This window comes from Polaromonas sp. (genome assembly GCF_012927415.1).
Classification (GTDB): domain Bacteria; phylum Pseudomonadota; class Gammaproteobacteria; order Burkholderiales; family Burkholderiaceae_C; genus Polaromonas.
Window position 1 is genome coordinate 1 of sequence record NZ_JABBPF010000161.1, and the last position, 16,115, is coordinate 16,115.

General features: G+C 62.0%; 16 protein-coding genes. 7 read left to right on the forward strand and 9 right to left on the reverse strand.

Annotated features, from left to right (window positions below):
• The coding region (locus HHJ19_RS13425; protein ID WP_296908210.1) for an aldo/keto reductase at nucleotides 1-263 on the forward strand (263 nt) is incomplete at its 5' end.
• A 167-nt stretch (nucleotides 264-430) separates the two neighbouring features.
• Here the strand turns inward: HHJ19_RS13425 and HHJ19_RS13430 are convergent.
• The 6 genes from HHJ19_RS13430 to HHJ19_RS13455 all read right to left on the reverse strand — a co-directional run bounded on the left by HHJ19_RS13430 (nucleotide 431) and on the right by HHJ19_RS13455 (nucleotide 7,508).
• Nucleotides 431-1,033: a hypothetical protein gene (locus tag HHJ19_RS13430; RefSeq protein WP_296908212.1), complete on the reverse strand. Its 603-nt coding sequence runs from the start codon at nucleotides 1,031-1,033 to the stop codon at nucleotides 431-433.
• An 8-nt stretch (nucleotides 1,034-1,041) separates the two neighbouring features.
• Entirely contained in the window at nucleotides 1,042-1,758 is a 717-nt protein-coding gene (locus HHJ19_RS13435; RefSeq protein WP_296908214.1) for a hypothetical protein, read from the reverse strand.
• A 192-nt stretch (nucleotides 1,759-1,950) separates the two neighbouring features.
• A complete protein-coding gene (locus tag HHJ19_RS13440) occupies nucleotides 1,951-3,024 on the reverse strand; it encodes a zinc ribbon domain-containing protein (protein WP_296908216.1) in 1,074 nt (357 codons plus the stop codon).
• A gap of 75 nt (nucleotides 3,025-3,099) precedes the next feature.
• Complete coding sequence (locus HHJ19_RS13445; protein ID WP_296908217.1) at nucleotides 3,100-5,073, reverse strand: MFS transporter; 1,974 nt, start codon at nucleotides 5,071-5,073, stop codon at nucleotides 3,100-3,102.
• Nucleotides 5,074-5,303: 230 nt separating this feature from the next.
• Nucleotides 5,304-6,605, reverse strand: coding sequence for an FIST N-terminal domain-containing protein (locus HHJ19_RS13450; RefSeq protein ID WP_296908219.1), 1,302 nt, complete (start codon nucleotides 6,603-6,605; stop codon nucleotides 5,304-5,306).
• A 36-nt stretch (nucleotides 6,606-6,641) separates the two neighbouring features.
• Nucleotides 6,642-7,508 (reverse strand): PhaM family polyhydroxyalkanoate granule multifunctional regulatory protein, encoded by an 867-nt coding sequence (locus HHJ19_RS13455; protein WP_296908220.1) that lies wholly within the window; start codon nucleotides 7,506-7,508, stop codon nucleotides 6,642-6,644.
• A 332-nt stretch (nucleotides 7,509-7,840) separates the two neighbouring features.
• Here HHJ19_RS13455 and HHJ19_RS13460 point away from each other — a divergent pair, with 332 nt between their 5' ends.
• Both HHJ19_RS13460 and HHJ19_RS13465 read left to right on the forward strand, forming a co-directional pair.
• Entirely contained in the window at nucleotides 7,841-8,254 is a 414-nt protein-coding gene (locus HHJ19_RS13460) for a VOC family protein (RefSeq protein WP_296908222.1), read from the forward strand.
• A 17-nt stretch (nucleotides 8,255-8,271) separates the two neighbouring features.
• Nucleotides 8,272-8,877 (forward strand): MarC family protein, encoded by a 606-nt coding sequence (locus HHJ19_RS13465; RefSeq protein WP_296908223.1) that lies wholly within the window; start codon nucleotides 8,272-8,274, stop codon nucleotides 8,875-8,877.
• On the opposite strand, the gene HHJ19_RS13470 is transcribed toward HHJ19_RS13465, so the two are convergent.
• Nucleotides 8,878-9,867, reverse strand: coding sequence for a fumarylacetoacetate hydrolase family protein (locus HHJ19_RS13470; protein ID WP_296908225.1), 990 nt, complete (start codon nucleotides 9,865-9,867; stop codon nucleotides 8,878-8,880). It lies immediately after the preceding gene.
• 177 nt (nucleotides 9,868-10,044) lie between these two features.
• On the opposite strand from HHJ19_RS13470, the gene HHJ19_RS13475 reads away from it, so the two are divergent.
• Entirely contained in the window at nucleotides 10,045-11,238 is a 1,194-nt protein-coding gene (locus HHJ19_RS13475; protein ID WP_296908227.1) for a DUF3108 domain-containing protein, read from the forward strand.
• 156 nt (nucleotides 11,239-11,394) lie between these two features.
• The gene (locus tag HHJ19_RS13480) at nucleotides 11,395-11,676 is read left to right on the forward strand and encodes a DUF3567 domain-containing protein (RefSeq protein ID WP_296908229.1); all 282 of its coding nucleotides are present in this window, start codon (nucleotides 11,395-11,397) and stop codon (nucleotides 11,674-11,676) included.
• A gap of 15 nt (nucleotides 11,677-11,691) precedes the next feature.
• Here HHJ19_RS13480 and HHJ19_RS13485 read toward each other — a convergent pair whose 3' ends face one another.
• Nucleotides 11,692-12,816 carry an AbrB family transcriptional regulator gene (locus HHJ19_RS13485; RefSeq protein WP_296908231.1) on the reverse strand — a complete coding sequence of 375 codons (1,125 nt, stop codon included), beginning with the start codon at nucleotides 12,814-12,816 and terminating at the stop codon, nucleotides 11,692-11,694.
• A 42-nt stretch (nucleotides 12,817-12,858) separates the two neighbouring features.
• Between HHJ19_RS13485 and HHJ19_RS13490 the strand changes: the two genes are divergently transcribed.
• Nucleotides 12,859-13,734 carry a ChaN family lipoprotein gene (locus HHJ19_RS13490; RefSeq protein WP_296908232.1) on the forward strand — a complete coding sequence of 292 codons (876 nt, stop codon included), beginning with the start codon at nucleotides 12,859-12,861 and terminating at the stop codon, nucleotides 13,732-13,734.
• 25 nt (nucleotides 13,735-13,759) lie between these two features.
• On the opposite strand, the gene HHJ19_RS13495 is transcribed toward HHJ19_RS13490, so the two are convergent.
• Nucleotides 13,760-15,100, reverse strand: coding sequence for an aspartate aminotransferase family protein (locus tag HHJ19_RS13495; RefSeq protein WP_296908234.1), 1,341 nt, complete (start codon nucleotides 15,098-15,100; stop codon nucleotides 13,760-13,762).
• Between the two features lie 139 nt (nucleotides 15,101-15,239).
• Between HHJ19_RS13495 and purU the strand changes: the two genes are divergently transcribed.
• The gene (gene purU / locus HHJ19_RS13500; protein ID WP_296908236.1) at nucleotides 15,240-16,088 is read left to right on the forward strand and encodes a formyltetrahydrofolate deformylase; all 849 of its coding nucleotides are present in this window, start codon (nucleotides 15,240-15,242) and stop codon (nucleotides 16,086-16,088) included.
• The last annotated feature ends 27 nt before the right edge of the window (nucleotides 16,089-16,115 follow it).

Sequence of the window (16,115 nt, forward strand, 5' to 3'; positions counted from 1 at the left end):
CCCAGCAAATCAAGGCGCGCTGCGACGCAAAAGGCTGTGTGCCCGGACAGTTTGCAGCCGCCTGGGTGCTGGCCAATCCGCTGGTCAGTGCGGTCATTGTCGGACCGCGCACGTTGTCGCATCTGGAGGATGTCTATGGTGCGCTGGACCTGGTGCTCGATACCGAGGACGAGGCCTTCATCAATGGCCTGGTGGTGCCCGGCCATTCATCCACTGCAGGATTCAACGACCCCAGCTACCCGTTTTTTGGCCGCCCGGTTTGAGCCGGATTCAGAAAAAACTCGGGAGAGCGGCTGACACATCACCGGACCCCCGGGGAAACGGCAAATTGAAAGTAATTGCCGCCGACCGGACGACACTATTAAATAAATAGCATCTTGCGCTTATCCAGCGTGCGCAAGATGCCGATTCGGTTAAAAAGTAGTAGCCATCAACCCTGTTTCTGGAACAGCACCAGCCGGGACTCGGCCGTCAGATTGTCCTTGCGAGACACCATCGTCACCTCGTAGCGGGTGCCTGGCAGGGGCAACTGCGGCGCGATGCTGAAAGAGAAGTCGCCGTTGGCATCGGCCTGTACTTTTTGCGTCAGCACATCCTGTGTCACACCGAACAGGCCGGCGATGGGCGCAACCGCATTGACCTTGATGTCAACCACCGCGCCTGGCGCCGTGCGCCCCCGCACCAGGGTCGTCCGCCCTTCAATGATGGCGTTGTTGGCATGGCTGGTCACCTGCAGCGGCACTGTCACCGGGGCTGCGCCTACCGGGATGACCACGTCAAAACCCCAGGTCTTGCGCACGGCGTTGCCGGCCAGATCGCGGGCGCTGACATCCACCGTGTAGCGGCCAGGTTGCATATTGGCGCGGTAGGTAAAAAACTGGGCGGTGATGTCACTGTCGGCAGTAACATTGCGGCCGGACAGCAGGATGCGGACGCTCTTCGGGTCAACACCCACGCCGCCGGCGTCGTCAAAAGTTCCCGAGACTGAAATGTTGGTCCGGTCCACGATGGCCTCTCCATCGCGCGGCGACATGTTGCGGATCACCGGCGGTGTGGCGTCAGCCTGGCCTTGACGGACCGGTCGCCCATCCGCAGCGTGGCCACGATGGGGCGTGACGGCGTCAGGTTGTCCAGCCTGCGAAGGGTGTAGGCCCCTTCATAAACACCCGGACGGACTTCCCGCATCGGAACATGTTCAACCACGCCGGGAATGTCAAATTCGGCACTGCCGCCCGCTGGGCCGTTGAGCGAAAACCGCAACTCGGCACCCGGCTCTACCTTGTCGATCGGGACTACGGTGAAGCGTTCTATCTTCAGCACGGCCACTGGCGGCACAGGCACAGGCACGGGCGCGGGCGCGGCTACTGGCGGATTGGCCATGCCGGCCGGGAAGCTGTAGTTGGCGGCGATGCTGCGGTTGCGTACCCGCAGCGTGGCCCGAATCGGGTTGGCTGGCGAGATGCGGTCCTGGCGCTTGATGGTGTAGCTGCCGGTGTAGATACCGCGCTCGGTTTCCTTCAATACGATGTTTCGTTGAACACCGGGAATTCGAAGCTGGGTCTGTGCACGGGGCGTTCCCTCGACAGTGAACTCCAGCTCGGCGCCGGCTCTCAGACCGTCATCGGAAGTCACCTGCAACGAGCGCAGTTCGGGCGACGCTGGCTGTGCCATGGCCATCGTTGGAAAGGCGACCATGGCCGTGGCGACGGGCAAAAGAATGAACAGCGCTGCCACCTGGTTGCGTATATAGACGTTCATGATGGAAACCTTTGTAAAGTAGATTTCTTAATGTAAATCTGCTTTAACGGCTTTCTGTAGGCCAATACAGCCGGGCTGGGTAGGTCAGCGACGGTAGCCGCCCCGGCGCCCGATCCCCGGCTTTCACGGCCAAATCCGCTCCAGCACCCTGTAAAAACTTGGCGAATGACCAATCGTCCACCCACGGCCAGCTCAAGCCGGGTTGATGCCAGTCTCGGGCCGCAATCCGGGCCGCTCACGGCTGGCGCCGCAGGCCTGGCAGAACTTGGCAAACGCGCTCTTGCGCGCGCTGCACTGCAGACAGTGCTCAAACAGCCCGATGCCGCAATGCGGGCAAAAATCGATCTCCGGGTTTTTCAGGTCCACCGGCCGTTCGCAGCCCGGGCACATGCTTTTTGACAGCAGCGCCAGCGCGGTGTCATAGCTCAGCTCATCTCGGCGCTGCGCATCGGGCAGCTGCTCGGCCAGCTTTTGCTTTTCCAGGTAGCGGTTCAGTGACACGATGGCCTGCCGCCCCACCAGCACTGTGAGCGCAATGCCGACGACGTAGCGCACATATCCGCCGTAGCTAGGCAGATAGGGCACCAGCTCGACAAAAAACACGAACACGGCAAAAAGGATGAAGCCCCAGACAAAAGGCCAGTAGCTGCCCCTGCGCTTTTTCACGAACAGCCAGCCGGCAATGACCAGTAGCGGCAGGGTCAGCGTCAAGCGGTACAGAAAGACCCGCAATTCGACGCGGCGCTGCTCGGCGTTGAGCAGTTTTTGCGCCACGTCTTCCCTCTCACCGAGTTCGCGCCGCTCGCGCTTCACGGTCTGCCGTGCGTCGAGCGCCGTCTGTTGCTGGGCCTCCACGACCACGCCCGCCGCGCGCTCCCTGTCCTTCAGCCCATCAAGCGCCTTGGTACGTGACAGCAGCTCTGCATCCTGTTCGGCCAGTTGCGTGGCGCGGCGCGTGGCAAGCCAGTTGTTGAAGGTCTCTCGCGCCGCCGCAGTGTCCGCCTCCGCCACGCGGCGTTCGAGCTGCGCATGTTCCAGCGCGCTGTCGGCCTCCTGGCCGGCACGCTCGGAGTTCTTGATTGTGCCGCGCAATGCAGCAACGGCTTTGGCATCCATGAAGTCGTCCAGCGTCAGCCTCTTCTCCACCTTGGGCAGGTCGCCCACCACGGTGCCGCCCAGACCAATCAGGAAACCGGCAAAAACCAGCGCCACCAGCCACAAGCCGCGATGCATCCATTTTTCGGTCAATCGCAAGGTTTTACTCATGGAAGTTTCCGTTTCTTTGTTTCAAGGAAAGCGAGTGCCGGTCAAACCGCCTTGAAACGACCTTACTTGATAATTTCAAAGCTTCAGCAGTCCGGCTATTCGGCTGCGCAACACTTCGGGCTGCACCTGGGCGGGCGCCAGCGCGTCGCCCGCAATCAGGCCGACGCGGCTGAACAGGCCGCGCCGGAAAGGACGTACCATCGCGCCGCCTTTCTCGACCCGGCTAAAGAACGAGCCCCACAGATTGGTCAGCGCCATCGGCACCACGGACACCTTGATGCCGTCCCGCTCGGCGTTCTCCAGAATTTTCATGATGCCGCCCTTGAAGGCCTGCAGTTTGCCGTCACTGGTGATTCCGCCTTCTGGAAAGATTGCCAGCAAATCGCCGTCGCGCAGCACCTTGGCGGCAGCTTCAAAAGCGGATTCATAGGCGGCCGGATCTTCAGCGCGCGGCGCAATCGGAATCGCCCTGGCCAGCCTGAACAGCCAGCCTAGCACCGGCATCTTGAAAATGCGGTGGTCCATCAGAAAGTAGATCGGGCGTGGACTGGCAGCCATCAGCAGCACCGGGTCTATGAAGCTGACGTGGTTGCAGGTCAGCACTGCGGCTCCCTGCGTGGGAATGTTGTGATCGCCGCTGATCTTGAAACGGTAAATGCAGCGCGAAGCGACAAAGGCAATAAAGCGCAGCAAATACTCGGGCACCAGCATGAAGATGTAAAACGCCACCACGGCATTGGCCAGCCCGACGAACAGGAAAATCTGCGGAATGGTGAATTCGGCCCTCAGCAGCGCGCCGGCCAGGACGGCACTGACAATCATGAACAGCGCATTGAGAATGTTGTTGGCCGCGATGATGCGCGCCCGGTGCGTCGGCTGGCTGCGCAACTGGATCAACGCGTACATGGGAACGCTGTACAGGCCGGCAAACAGGCTGAGCAACGCCAGGTCGGCCATCACGCGCCAGTGCGCGTGATGCGAGATGAATTCGCCCAGGGTCATCAGCCGCGACGGCGGCAGGCCGCGTGAGGCAAAGTACAAATCGACGGCAAACACGCTCATGCCAATCGCGCCCAACGGCACCAGGCCAATTTCCACATGGCGCTTGCTCAGCACTTCGCACAGCAGCGAGCCAGTGGCAATGCCGATGGAAAAAACCACCAGCAGCAGCGACGCGACCTGCTCGTTGCCGTGCATCACCTCCTTGGCAAAACTGGGGAATTGGCTCAGGAAAGTGGCTCCGAAAAACCACATCCAGCTAATGCCGAGCATGGAGCGAAACACCACAACGTTGTCATTGGCCAGCCGGAGGTTGCGCCAGGTCTCGGTGATCGGATTCCAGTTGATCCTCAAGCCGGGATCGGTCGCCGGTGCGAGCGGAATGAACTGCGCCACGACGCGCCCGGCCAGCGCCAGCAGCACGCAGAAGATTGCCACATAGTGAGGCCCGGCGCCGGGCACGGCCACCATCAGGCCGCCCACGATATTGCCAAGCAAGATGGCCACGAAAGTGCCCATCTCGACCATACCGTTGCCCCCCGTCAGTTCGCGCTCGTTCAGGGCCTGGGGCAGGTAAGCAAACTTGACCGGCCCGAACAGGGTGGAATGCAGCCCCATCAAAAACGTGCAGCCCAGCAAGACGGGAACCTGCACGCTCACGTTGTCGCTCATGAAGCCGACGGCAGCGATCAGCATGATCACCACTTCCAGATTCTTGACAAAACGGATCACCCGGGTTTTTTCAAACTTGTCGGTCAGTTGCCCGCTGGTGGCCGAGAACAGCAGGAAAGGCAGAATGAACACGGCCCCGATTACCAGGCCGGCCAGCGCAGGCGGCAGCCAGCCGACGCTGAGTTGGTATGTCACCATCACGGTGAAGGCAAACTTGAATAGATTGTCATTGGCCGCGCCGGAAAACTGGGTCCAGAAAAAGGGCGCGAAGCGGCGCTGCTTCAGAAGCGCAAATTGGTTGGGGTGTGCATGGACAATTGGCGGCGACTCAGCTGCCACCGCCTCCAGCGCACTTGACGTGGACAGCTCAACACTCATGCCTGACTCCTCTTTTCAATTGATGTGCGGCAAGCTCTTGCGGCTCCGGCATCGCCCGGGACGCCTGCTCTGTTTTTAAAAGACACAGCGAATTTTGCCCTGATCCTGCAGGCGCTCAGCGTGCCTCTGCTATATTTTAAATAGCGTGTTGTGTCCGTTACTATTGGACCAGCGGCCTGAGCGGCTCAAAAAATTCGCAGGGAGCCCACGCGCCGGCGAACCGCCAGCGGTCAATCAGTGGCAGTGAACACGGTAAGAACACCGGTATAGCCGTAGAGATGGTTGCGGGCAATTTCCCCGCCCGCGAAAAACCCGACCAGCGGTACGTCGCCCAAGGCGCGACGCACAATCTGTAGTTCGGCGCTAGGTGCACCGAAGTGCGGACCGCCGCGCCCCGAGCAGCTGACGTAGACAGCGCCGGCGATACGCCTGGCGGCATGCGGGGCTGCTTCGGCTTCAGATGCGTGCAGGACAATGGCGACTTCCACGCTGAGCTCTTCAGGCTCGAGCTCTTCACGGATTTCCGCGCAGATCCGGATCAGATCGGTACGCGCGGCCTCGGCGTTGCGCTCGCAAAACGTCAGCTTCATGGAAAGCGCCGGTACTTCGGCAATCGCAATACCCTGGCGCGCCGGGTCCAGGCCGATCAGGTGGCGCACCAGTACATCGGCACCGAACTGGCCGGCATGCCGGGCCGGCCGGTCGTTAAGGCGGTCAGCCGGCAGGCTCAGGCCGACCAGCGTCGTGCGTACCCTGGCCAGCGCCTCGCGCGGCTGGTCCAGCGATACGCCAAGGTCCGCCAGCATCACCTCCAGCGCAGGCTGGCCGTCCAGCCCGGTCACCACATTGCCTTCGCAGGCCGTGATTTCGTGCTCGGCCGAGACCGGCCTGCAGCCCGGCGTCACCCGCGACAACAGCGCCATGCCGCCAGAAAGATCGCGCGCAAAGGCCACGCCGCTAAGGCCGCCGCTGAAAACGCCACTGGCGGCGCCCTGGCCCTTGACATTGCCGTGGCCGCTGAGCGCAAACTGAACGGTGCCAAAGCGGCTGGACGCCAGGCCGCCAAAGATGTAGCCGCTCTCGGTGCGCTGGGCCATCTCGTCAATCAGCTCGGCCACGTCGGACGTGCTGGAATCGGCATGCACCAGCGCGGTATGCGCCTTGAAGCGGCGGCTGCCGGAAGCGGAGGTTGCCGGCAGCGGAGAAACCCCCGAAAAAACCCGGTACTGGTCGTGCGGCAACTCACACAGCATGACGGCCAGCGCGGGTTCATCAAAATACTCGACGTTGTTCGAGGCGATGCCCACGCCCACGGTACCGCTCCAGTCGGTGACGTCGGGCAACTCGGCGCTCAGGTGATCCAGGATATCCTGCGCCTGACTGGCGTAATGGTCGGTGGTGTAGAGCAAGGCCAGCGTGGGCGCGCTGGCGTACTCCGGCAGAGCGAGCAAGGCGCGCAACTGCGCGAGCACAAGGCCAGCAGCCATTTGCCATTGCGGGTGGGCGGCATGGCCATAGGGAAATAGCTTCATGGTTTTAAGTGAGCCATGGGCTCGGCAAGGAGAAGTTCAGCGTGTCGTTTTGCGGGCCGGCGCCTTGGCTTTTGGCTTTGCGGCTGGATTGGCGACGGCTTTCACCGCGGTTTTGGCCGGTGCCGGTGTCGGCCAGCCCTGCGTGCTGCGCAAGGCCGAGTCCATGGCCGCGCGGGCGTTGCCCGAAATGGTTTTGCTGGCGCTTTCAGCCATGCCCTTGGCCATGTCGGTGGCTGTTTTTACAGCATCTTTTGCCAGCCCGGTGGCCATGCCTTTGGTCGCGTCAAGGGCGGTTTTTTTGGCCGCCTCCTTCATGGCATCCGTGGCGATCGCCTGAAACTGCTGGGTCAGCGCCCCCCACCATTGCATCGGGTCGACAAAACTGCCCGACGCTGCTGCGGCTTCCTTGGTGGCTCCGGTCTTTGGTTTGGCGGAAGCGGTGGCGGCTTCTTCCTGCGGTTCGGCACTGGCTCTCTTAGCGTCGGCAGCCGTCGCTGGAATTTCCAGCCCGGAAAAAGTCCTGGCCTTGTCGGCCACGCGCTGCACGCCGCCGGCCACACTGTCGGCGACCTTGAGCTTGAAGGCATTGGCCACGTCGCCCATATTGAAGTTCATGCCCTTGAGGGTGGCCAGTGTCATTTTCTGCACTTCCAGTGCCTGGATGGTGGCCTTGAGCGCAGCGGCATTCTGGTCAAGCCAGAACTGCACTGCCTTGAGTTCCTGGATGCGTTTTTCCAGTTCTTCGACATTCAGGGTCGGCGCGATCCAGTTGCCAAGATTGGGCAATTGCGGAATGCTTTGCGTCGCGCTGCCGGCTGCCTGCTTGGCCAGGTTTTGCAGAAAGTCGAAACCTGGCACCAATTTGCCGAAGTCGGGAAAAGAAGGGGTGTTGGCGTTGCTCATGAGTGTCTCCTGACGGTTTTTGCTCTGATTGCCCTGATCGGACGGCTGCTAGGGCCATGCGGTTGCGGCGCGTCTTTATTGTGCAACGCCGTGGCGCTGCGTCAACCGGTTTTTAGTCCCTGCGACAAGACCGGCGCGACTTGCCGGCGACTTCAAACATGCGCTTCATTTCTACCATACAAATCAAACTTTACCCTTGCAAATCGGGCCGGACACGCTACTTATTTAATAGCGATGCGAAACTTGCCAGCGAGTCCTTGCAGGGTGGCGGCTTGGCCGGGCCAGGCTTGCGATTGCCCCTGCCGGCCCTTTCGCCCTGCTAAGCTTAGCTTATGAAAAGCCTGTTTCATCTTGCCATCAACGTCGCAAACCTCGACCAGGCGCGTGCGTTTTATGGCGGTGTGCTGGGCTGCAGCGAAGGCCGCTCCGCCCCCAGCTGGGTCGACTTTGACTTTTTTGGCCACCAGCTTTCACTGCATCTGGGTGAACCATTCAAGACCGAAGACACCGGCCATGTGGGCGACCAGCGGGTGCCCATGCCGCACTTTGGCCTGGTGCTGGCGCTACCCGACTGGCAAGCGGTGGCCGAGCGGCTGAAAGCCGCCAACACGGTATTTGTGCTGGCGCCACAGGCGCGCTTTAAAGGTGAGCCTGGCGAGCAGTGGACTCTGTTTTTTCGCGATCCATTTGGCAATCCGGTTGAAATTAAAGGTTTTCGCACGCTTGACACGCTTTACTCGGCCTGACTTTCAAGCCTGATGCCATGGCTTACACCTTCGCCTCTGCCACTGTCTTGTTGCTGCTGATCACCGACCCGTTCGGCAACATCCCGATTTTTGTCAACGCCCTGCGCGGCGTCGCGCCGGCGCGGCGCATGCGGGTGATTTTGCGCGAGGTGCTGATTGCCTTTTTGCTGCTGCTGGCCTTCATGTTTGTCGGCGATGGCTTCCTGCGCCTGATGAACCTGAGCGACCTGTCGCTTCAAATTGCCGGCGCGGTGGTGATGTTCCTGATCGCGCTGCGCATGGTTTTTCCATACAGCCAGCCAGAGACCGCTCCGCTGGCGGGCGAGCCGCTGATCGTGCCGCTGGCGATTCCGGCGCTGGCCGGCCCGTCTGCGCTGGCCACCGTGATGCTACTGGTCTCGCAGGCACCCGCCCGCCGGCTGGAATGGATTGCCGCGCTGTGCGTGACGATGGCCGTCTGCGCCGTGGTGCTGGTGCTGTCGGAGAAGATCCAGCGCATTGCCGGCGACCGCGTCATGATGGCTTTTGAACGGCTGATGGGCCTGATTCTGGTGGCCATAGCGGTCGAAATGCTGCTGCGCGGCATCCGGCTTTTTGTCACGCAGATTGCCAGTGGAACCTGACTACGCAGGCGCCGTGGCGAGCACTTTCTGTTCGATGGCGCCAAACAACGATTGCCCGTTTCTGCCCTTGACCTCGATGCGGATGCTGTCGCCCGGCTTCATGAAGCGCGTTTTGGCCTTGCCGTATTCGAGGGTTTCAATTGCGCGTTTTTCAGCGATGCAGCTATAGCCATGGCTGCGGTCCTGGTTGCTGACCGGACCTGAGCCGACGATGCTGCCGGCGCTCACCTTGCGGGTCTTGCAAAGCCGGGAAATCAGCTGACCGAAGTGAAATGTCATCTCTGGACCGGCCTCGCACATGCCAACCCGGCGGCCGTTCAGCGTGCTTTGCAGCGTCAGATGCAGGCGGCCCTGGCGCCAGGCGTCGCCCGCTTCGTCCGGCGTGATCGCGACCGGGCTGAAGGCCGTCGCCGGTTTGCCTTGCAACAGGCCGGCGCCCTGGGCCGGCTCGCCGGACATCAGCCGGCGCAATGACACGTCGTTGGCCAGCAGCAGCAGGCGGACACCGTCCAGCGCCTGCTCGGGACTCGCGCCCATCGGCACGTCACCGGTGATGACCGCAATTTCCGCCTCGAAATCGATGTCCAGCGCCTCGCCATCAACCAGCACGTCATCGCAGGGCCCGCAGAAACCATCACCGCTGCCCTGGCAGATCAGCGGCTCTGTTTTAAGTTTTTTGGGCAGGTCGCCATTGGCGGCCTGGCGCACCAGCTCGACCTGGTGGGCGAAAGCCGCGCCAAACACCCACTGGTAGGCACGCGGCAGCGGCGCCATGCAACGGGTCGGCTCGAACGGGAAGGCGTGGCGCGCCTTGCCGCTATTGAGCAGCTCATACAGGTCCTGCAACTGCGGCGACATGAAGTTCCAGTCTTCCAGCACCTGCTGCAGTTTGTTGGCAATGCCGGTCGCATAATGGGCGGTTGAAAGATCACGCGACACGACCAGCAGCTGGCCATCGCGGGAGGCATCTTTGTAAGTGGCAAATTTCATCAAAATCCTGAATCGGTGGCGTGCGGCATTGGCGAGGTTTCCCGCCGCCGGTCGCAATGCTGATTGTGCCGTGACTTGCCGCTTCGCACGGCCTGACCGGCGCACCCTGACATCAACTGACCTCACGGCCATGCAAGCGAACCCTTCGACAGGCCACAGCGCCAGCTACACCGGCGCATGAGCACCTTGGCGCAACTTCCCATGGAAAACCCGTTTGCGCCGGTTGCCCGCGCCGCGCCGCGCCGCGGCACGCTAACGCTGCTCGTGCTGCTGGTGCTCGGCGCTCACTTGCTGGTGTTGCGTACCGCCCCCAAGCGTTTTGGCCCCACACCGGATCCGGCCGCACAGCGCGCGCCGGTTTTTGCCACGCGCAGCATCAAACCACCCTCGGCCACCAAAGCCGCCGCTCCCGCCGTGGCAGCCGCTGCAGCCGCGTCGGTGGAAAAACCTGTTGTGAAACCCGTCAAAAAATCTGTTTTCAAGCAAAACAAAGCTGTAGTCCAGGAAGTACCGACACTACCAGCTATCGATTTCGTAGCGCCTCAGACTATCGAACCACCGGGCAGCATACCGCCGGTTGCCGAAGAGCCGGCCTTGTCGGCCGAGCCGAACAGCGGTCCTGCGTCCAGCACTGCGGCGCTGGCAGCGCCCGCGGCCGACGCCGCCAGCGCGGCCACCGGTACACCCGTGCCGCCGCCCGGACCACGCCAGACCCTGGTCACGGACATCAAGCTCCCCGAGAGCGCCCGGCTTGACTACAAGGTGACGGGTGGTGCCAAAGGGCTGACTTATCATGCAAACGCAGAGCTGAACTGGAACAACGCGGGCGGCGACTACGAGGCCCGCATGACTGTCAGCGCCCTGTTCATTGGCTCGCGCAGCATGGCCAGCCGGGGGAAAATCGTCGGCGAGGGGCTCGCACCGAGCCGCTTTGCCGACAAGTACAAAAGCGAGGTGGCGGCGCATTTTGAGCCTGACAAGGGCCAGGTCAGCTTCAGCGCCAACACGCCGGCCACGCCATGGATCAAGGGTATGCAGGACCGGGTGAGCGTGTTTTTCCAGCTGGCCGGCATGCTGGCAGGCAACCCGAACGGCTTTCCGGTCGGCGCCACCATTTCGATGGTCACTGTGGGGCCGCGCGATGCCGACGGCTGGACTTTTCTGGTCGAAGCGGGGGAAAAACTCAGCCTGCCCTTCGGCGAACTCGATACGCTCAAGCTCTCGCGTCAGCCAAGGAAGGAGTTCGACCAGAAAGTCGAAATCTGGTACGCGCCGTCCCTGGGCTACCTGCCGGTGCGCAGCAAAATCACGCAATCCAATGGCGATTTCGTCGACCAGCAACTCAAGACCGTCGGGAAACCCCCGCAGTGATTCGCGCTCTTCGGCGGCCAACCGGCATGGCAAACGTACCAGGCTTACCAGGCTTACCAGGCTTATCCTCTGCCAACCTCACCTATTTCGGGCCGGTTGGGGCGGTCCTATTGAACTTGGCGGCTTTGTTGCCATCTGATACTAAAGGACATATTGATGCAACTGCTCTACGACTCGGAATCATTTGTGGTGGTGCAAATTCATGCAAACGCGCCCGAAGCATCGGCGCCCGCCCCTCTCGCCCCGCAATTGGCGCGGCACGGCTTTGAAATTGTGGACAAACGTTCGGGCAAAGAGGTTTACCTGGATGGCTCGTGGGCAGAAATGTTCCAGCAGCGCCTGAGCGCCTGGGCCAAAGACACGCCGACCCAGGAAGAGGTCGAAGATACGCTCGAAGGCTATAGCGGACTGGCAACCACGCCCATTTCCCTGCACTGAACCCCTGCCCAGCCGTCAATCGACAGGGTCAGAGGCGCCAGCGGGCTTCTTTTTCTGATAAAGCCAGCGGTACATCGGTTCTGCCAGCAGCAAGACCGCAGCGAGCCGCGTGACATGAAACGCCGTGACGACCGGCACCCCGAGTTGCAGCACCTTGGCCGTGATCGACATCTCGGCAATCCCTCCCGGCGCAGTTCCCAGCAGCAGCGTGGCCCAGTGCAGCTGGGCAAACTGCGCCAGCCCCCAGGCGAAGGCGGCGCACAAACCCATCATCGCCATGGTGGCCAGCGCCACCGAGCCCAGCCAGCGAGGCGCCAGATGCAGGAAGCTGCGACTGAAACGCACGCCCAGGCTGATGCCGATGAACAGTTGCGCGGCATTGCTCATGGCCGGTGGAATCGCTGAAAGCGTCACGCCTGCGGCCGTCAGCAGCAGGGAGACCAGCAGCGCGCCAATGAACCACGGGTTGGTTCGTTTCAGCTTGAGCATGAGCCAGCAGCCGAGGCCGGTCAGCACCGCCAGTTGCGCGAGCCCGAAGGCGTTGACCACGCGCGCACCCGGCACGGTGCTGTCCAGGCCATGCAGTCCCGCCCACTGAAAACCAAACGGAATCACCAGTGTGACCAGCAGCACCCGCAGGCTGTGGGCTGACGCCACCAGCTCGGTTTGCGCACCGTGGCGCTCGGCCATCAGCGTCATTTCTGAAGCGGCACCGACCGGCGCTGCGAAGTAGGTGGTGATGCGCGACAGACCCGCAATGTGAAGCCTGCCCGGCCCGTGGTGGACCCGGTGCAGCCACGCGCCAAAGGCCAGGCCAAGCGCCAGTGCCCAGACAATGTTGAGCCCGATGGCCCACCACAACCCGGCTACCAGTGCTACCACCTGCGGCGTGAAATAAAGTCCCAGTGCAGCGCCAATCACCCATTGGCCGAGATTGCGAAAGGGGGTCCAGCTGGCAGTCGGGACGCCGAGCATTGAACCAATAGCCGTCACCAGCAGCGGCCCGATCATCCAGGGCAGGGGCCAGTCCAGCAGGACACACAGATTGGCCGCCGCCCCGGCGAGCAGCAGCGTCAGCACGACACGGGCCGGCCAGCCCTCCAAAAACGGGGTGAAACGTCTGGCACCACGGAAAATCATGGCGAAAGCAGGAAGTCAGTCATCACGCGGTAGTATCGCCCGATGCCCCACCTCTTTTGCCACCTCCCGATACGCGGCTTGGCCGTGTCGCTCTGCGCCGTATTCCTGGCCCTTGCAGGCGGCTGCGCCGGCCGGCCCGAATCGCCCATTGTTGAGCTGGCCAGCGGGGGCGCCTCGGCAGCGACCGCGGTCCGGCTTGACGCCTTGCTGCCGACCGACGTACTGCTGGTCGGCGAACAGCACGATGCCGCCGAGCACCAGAAAATCGAGCAGCAGATTATCTCGGCGCTTGCCGCGCGGGGCCTGCTGGCGGCCGTGACGCTTGAAATGGCCGACGTCGGGCTCAGCACGGCCACACTCAAACCCAGTTCCACCGAGGAGCAGACGCGCAGGTCGCTGAAATGGGACGAAAAAGGCTGGCCGTGGGCCGCATACGGGCCGGTGGTAATGACCGCCGTGCGGGCCGGTATACCGGTGCTGGGCGGCAACCTGCCGCGCGAACAGCTACCAGGCAGCATGGACGACCGCAAGCTCGACATCCGCCTGCCCGGCCCCGCCCTCAAGGCGCAGCAGCAAGCCATCCGTATCGGCCACTGCAACCTGCTGCCCGAGAGCCAGGTCACACCGCTGACGCGTGTCCAGATTGCGAGGGACATCACCATGGCCGGGGCCATTCATCAAGCGGCATTGCCGGGCAAGGTCGTGGTGTTGCTGGCGGGCAACGGCCATGTGGATCGCCAGCTGGGCGTGCCGCAACATCTGCCGACAGACCTCAAAACCAGTATCATCCGCCTGCGCGCCGGTCCGGACGCGGCCGTGGAGCAGGCCGACGCGCTGCAAAGCGTCTGGATCACGCCCGCGCTGCCCGATACCGATTATTGCGCCGCCTTAAGCAAGGAGCTGGGACCCAAACCCTGAAGCGCATGGCCCGAAAGCAGATCATTCAGGCGTGTTTCCGGATCGAATCCGCCACGACGTTGACGATGCGGTCGATGTGCTCCTTCTCGACGATGTAAGGCGGGCAGATCACGATGTTCTCGGCGGCGGGTCGCACCAGCACGCCGTGGTGGTAGCAGTCCATGAAGATGTCGTAGGCACGTTTGCCCGGTGCGCCGGCCACCGAAGCCAGCTCGACGGCACCGGCGAGCCCGAGCGTGCGGATGCCGATGACGTTGGGCAAGCCCTTCAGGCCGTTATGCATGGCGTCACCCAGCACCTTGCCCATCTGGCCGGCCCGCTCAAAAAGATTGTCTTTCCTGAATAGCTCCAGCGTGGCAATCGCCGCCGCGCACGCCACCGGGTGTCCCGAATAGGTGTAACCGTGAAAGAACTCCACCGCGTAGTCCGGGCTGCTGGCGTTGGCATTCATCATGGCGTCATAGATGCGGTCGGTGCAGATCACCCCGCCCAGCGGAATCACGCCGTTGGTCACGCACTTGGCGAAGTTCAGCAGGTCGGGCACGACGCCATAGTAGTCGGCGCCAAAGTTGCATCCCAGCCTGCCAAAACCGGTAATTACCTCGTCAAAAATCAGCAGGATGCCGTGCTTGTCGCAAATCTCGCGCAGGCGCTTCAGGTAACCCCTGGGCGGCAAATACCAGCCGGCGCTGCCGGATATGGGCTCGACAATCACCGCTGCCACATTGCTCGGGTCATGCAGAGGCAGAATACGGTTTTCCAGCTCCAGCAGCAGGTCTTCCGTCCACTCCGGCTCGACGCCGTTGATGTAGGCGTGGTTCACCGGGTCGTGGATGAAGCGCATGTGGTCAACGCGCGGCAACAGCGCAGCACCATAGACTTTGCGGTTGGACGGAATGCCGCCCACGCTCATGCCGCCGAAGCCCACGCCGTGGTAGCCTTTTTCGCGGCCGATGAAGACGTTACGGTGGCCCTCGCCCCGGGCGCGGTGATAGGCCAGCGCCACCTTGAGCGAGGTGTCGGCCGCCTCCGAGCCGGAATTGCAAAACAGCACCTTGTTCAGGTCGCCAGGCGCCATGGCGGCAATCATTTCAGCGGCCTTGAAGGCTTGGTCGTTGCTTACCTGAAACGCCGTGGCGTAGTCCAGCGTGTCGAGCTGCTTCTTGATGGCTTCGTTGATCGGCTTGCGGTTATGGCCTGCGCCGACGCACCAGAGACTGGAAATCCCGTCTATCACCTGTCGGCCATCGTGCGTCGTGAAATGCATGCCCTCGGCAGCGACAAAAATTCGCGGGTCTTTTTTGAAGCTGCGATTCGGTGTGAATGGCAGCCACTGGTGATCCATGTTGAAGGTCTGATAAGCCATATCGGTCTCCTGGGGGAACAAGGTGAAGACGGCAAGTGCCGTGGTGAAACTGCATTCTGGCACCCTTGCTGGACTGGGTGAGCTGCCAAACCACCGGCAATGCGTGCAGCCGGGCCTCACCTGCGACAATTCACCCCCTATGAATCACGCTTATATCCTGACCCTGTCCTGCCCCGACCGCAGGGGCATTGTTCATGCCGTGTCCGGTTTTCTGTTCGAGCATGGCGGCAATATTGAAGAAGCCGCGCAGTACAACGACCCGGGTACCGGCCTGTTTTTCATGCGCGTGCAGTTTGCCTGCGACCTGCTGGACCACGCAGCCCTGTCAGCCCGGCTCATGACCTTCGCCGAGCCCTTCCAGATGGACTGGAAACTGCACGACACTAGCCGTCCCGTGCGCACGGTGATTCTGGTCAGCAAGGAAGGTCACTGCCTGAACGACTTGCTGTTTCGCTGCAAATCGGGTCTGTTGCCACTGGAGGTACGCGCTATTGTCTCCAACCACCGCGAGTTCTACCAGTTGGCGGCCGGCTACAACATCCCGTTTCACCACCTGCCCGTCACGGCGGCCACCAAGGCGCAGGTCGAGGCCAGACAGCTGGAGATCATCGAGTCCGAGGGCGCGGAACTTGTGGTGCTGGCGCGCTACATGCAGATTCTGTCCAATGACATGTGCAAAAAGCTCGCTGGCCGCGCCATCAATATTCACCATTCCTTTTTGCCCAGCTTCAAGGGCGCCAAACCTTATTATCAGGCGCATGACCGGGGCGTCAAACTGATAGGTGCCACCGCGCACTACGTGACGGCCGACCTGGACGAAGGTCCGATCATCGAGCAGGACGTGGCGCGCGCCGACCACAGTAAAACCGTCGAAGACCTGACTGCCATGGGCCGCGACACCGAAAGCCAGGTGCTGGCCCGTGCCGTCAAGTGGCACAGCGAGCACCGCGTGCTGCTGAATGGCCATAAAACAGTGATTTTCAAATAATCGAACCCAAGATGGAGGCACTTTTCC

Bases quoted from the DNA above. Each gene is read 5' to 3' on its own strand.
- HHJ19_RS13465 (WP_296908223.1), top strand. From the start codon at position 8,272: ATGGCTTACACCTTCGCCTCTGCCACTGTCTTGTTGCTGCTGATCACC.
- HHJ19_RS13455 (WP_296908220.1), bottom strand. From the start codon at position 7,508: ATGAGCAACGCCAACACCCCTTCTTTTCCCGACTTCGGCAAATTGGTG.
- HHJ19_RS13490 (WP_296908232.1), top strand. From the start codon at position 12,859: ATGCCCCACCTCTTTTGCCACCTCCCGATACGCGGCTTGGCCGTGTCG.
- HHJ19_RS13440 (WP_296908216.1), bottom strand. From the start codon at position 3,024: ATGAGTAAAACCTTGCGATTGACCGAAAAATGGATGCATCGCGGCTTG.
- purU (WP_296908236.1), top strand. From the start codon at position 15,240: ATGAATCACGCTTATATCCTGACCCTGTCCTGCCCCGACCGCAGGGGC.
- HHJ19_RS13495 (WP_296908234.1), bottom strand. From the start codon at position 15,100: ATGGCTTATCAGACCTTCAACATGGATCACCAGTGGCTGCCATTCACA.
- HHJ19_RS13430 (WP_296908212.1), bottom strand. From the start codon at position 1,033: ATGTCGCCGCGCGATGGAGAGGCCATCGTGGACCGGACCAACATTTCA.
- HHJ19_RS13470 (WP_296908225.1), bottom strand. From the start codon at position 9,867: ATGAAATTTGCCACTTACAAAGATGCCTCCCGCGATGGCCAGCTGCTG.
- HHJ19_RS13435 (WP_296908214.1), bottom strand. From the start codon at position 1,758: ATGAACGTCTATATACGCAACCAGGTGGCAGCGCTGTTCATTCTTTTG.
- HHJ19_RS13475 (WP_296908227.1), top strand. From the start codon at position 10,045: ATGAGCACCTTGGCGCAACTTCCCATGGAAAACCCGTTTGCGCCGGTT.
- HHJ19_RS13460 (WP_296908222.1), top strand. From the start codon at position 7,841: ATGAAAAGCCTGTTTCATCTTGCCATCAACGTCGCAAACCTCGACCAG.
- HHJ19_RS13485 (WP_296908231.1), bottom strand. From the start codon at position 12,816: ATGATTTTCCGTGGTGCCAGACGTTTCACCCCGTTTTTGGAGGGCTGG.
- HHJ19_RS13480 (WP_296908229.1), top strand. From the start codon at position 11,395: ATGCAACTGCTCTACGACTCGGAATCATTTGTGGTGGTGCAAATTCAT.
- HHJ19_RS13450 (WP_296908219.1), bottom strand. From the start codon at position 6,605: ATGAAGCTATTTCCCTATGGCCATGCCGCCCACCCGCAATGGCAAATG.
- HHJ19_RS13445 (WP_296908217.1), bottom strand. From the start codon at position 5,073: ATGAGTGTTGAGCTGTCCACGTCAAGTGCGCTGGAGGCGGTGGCAGCT.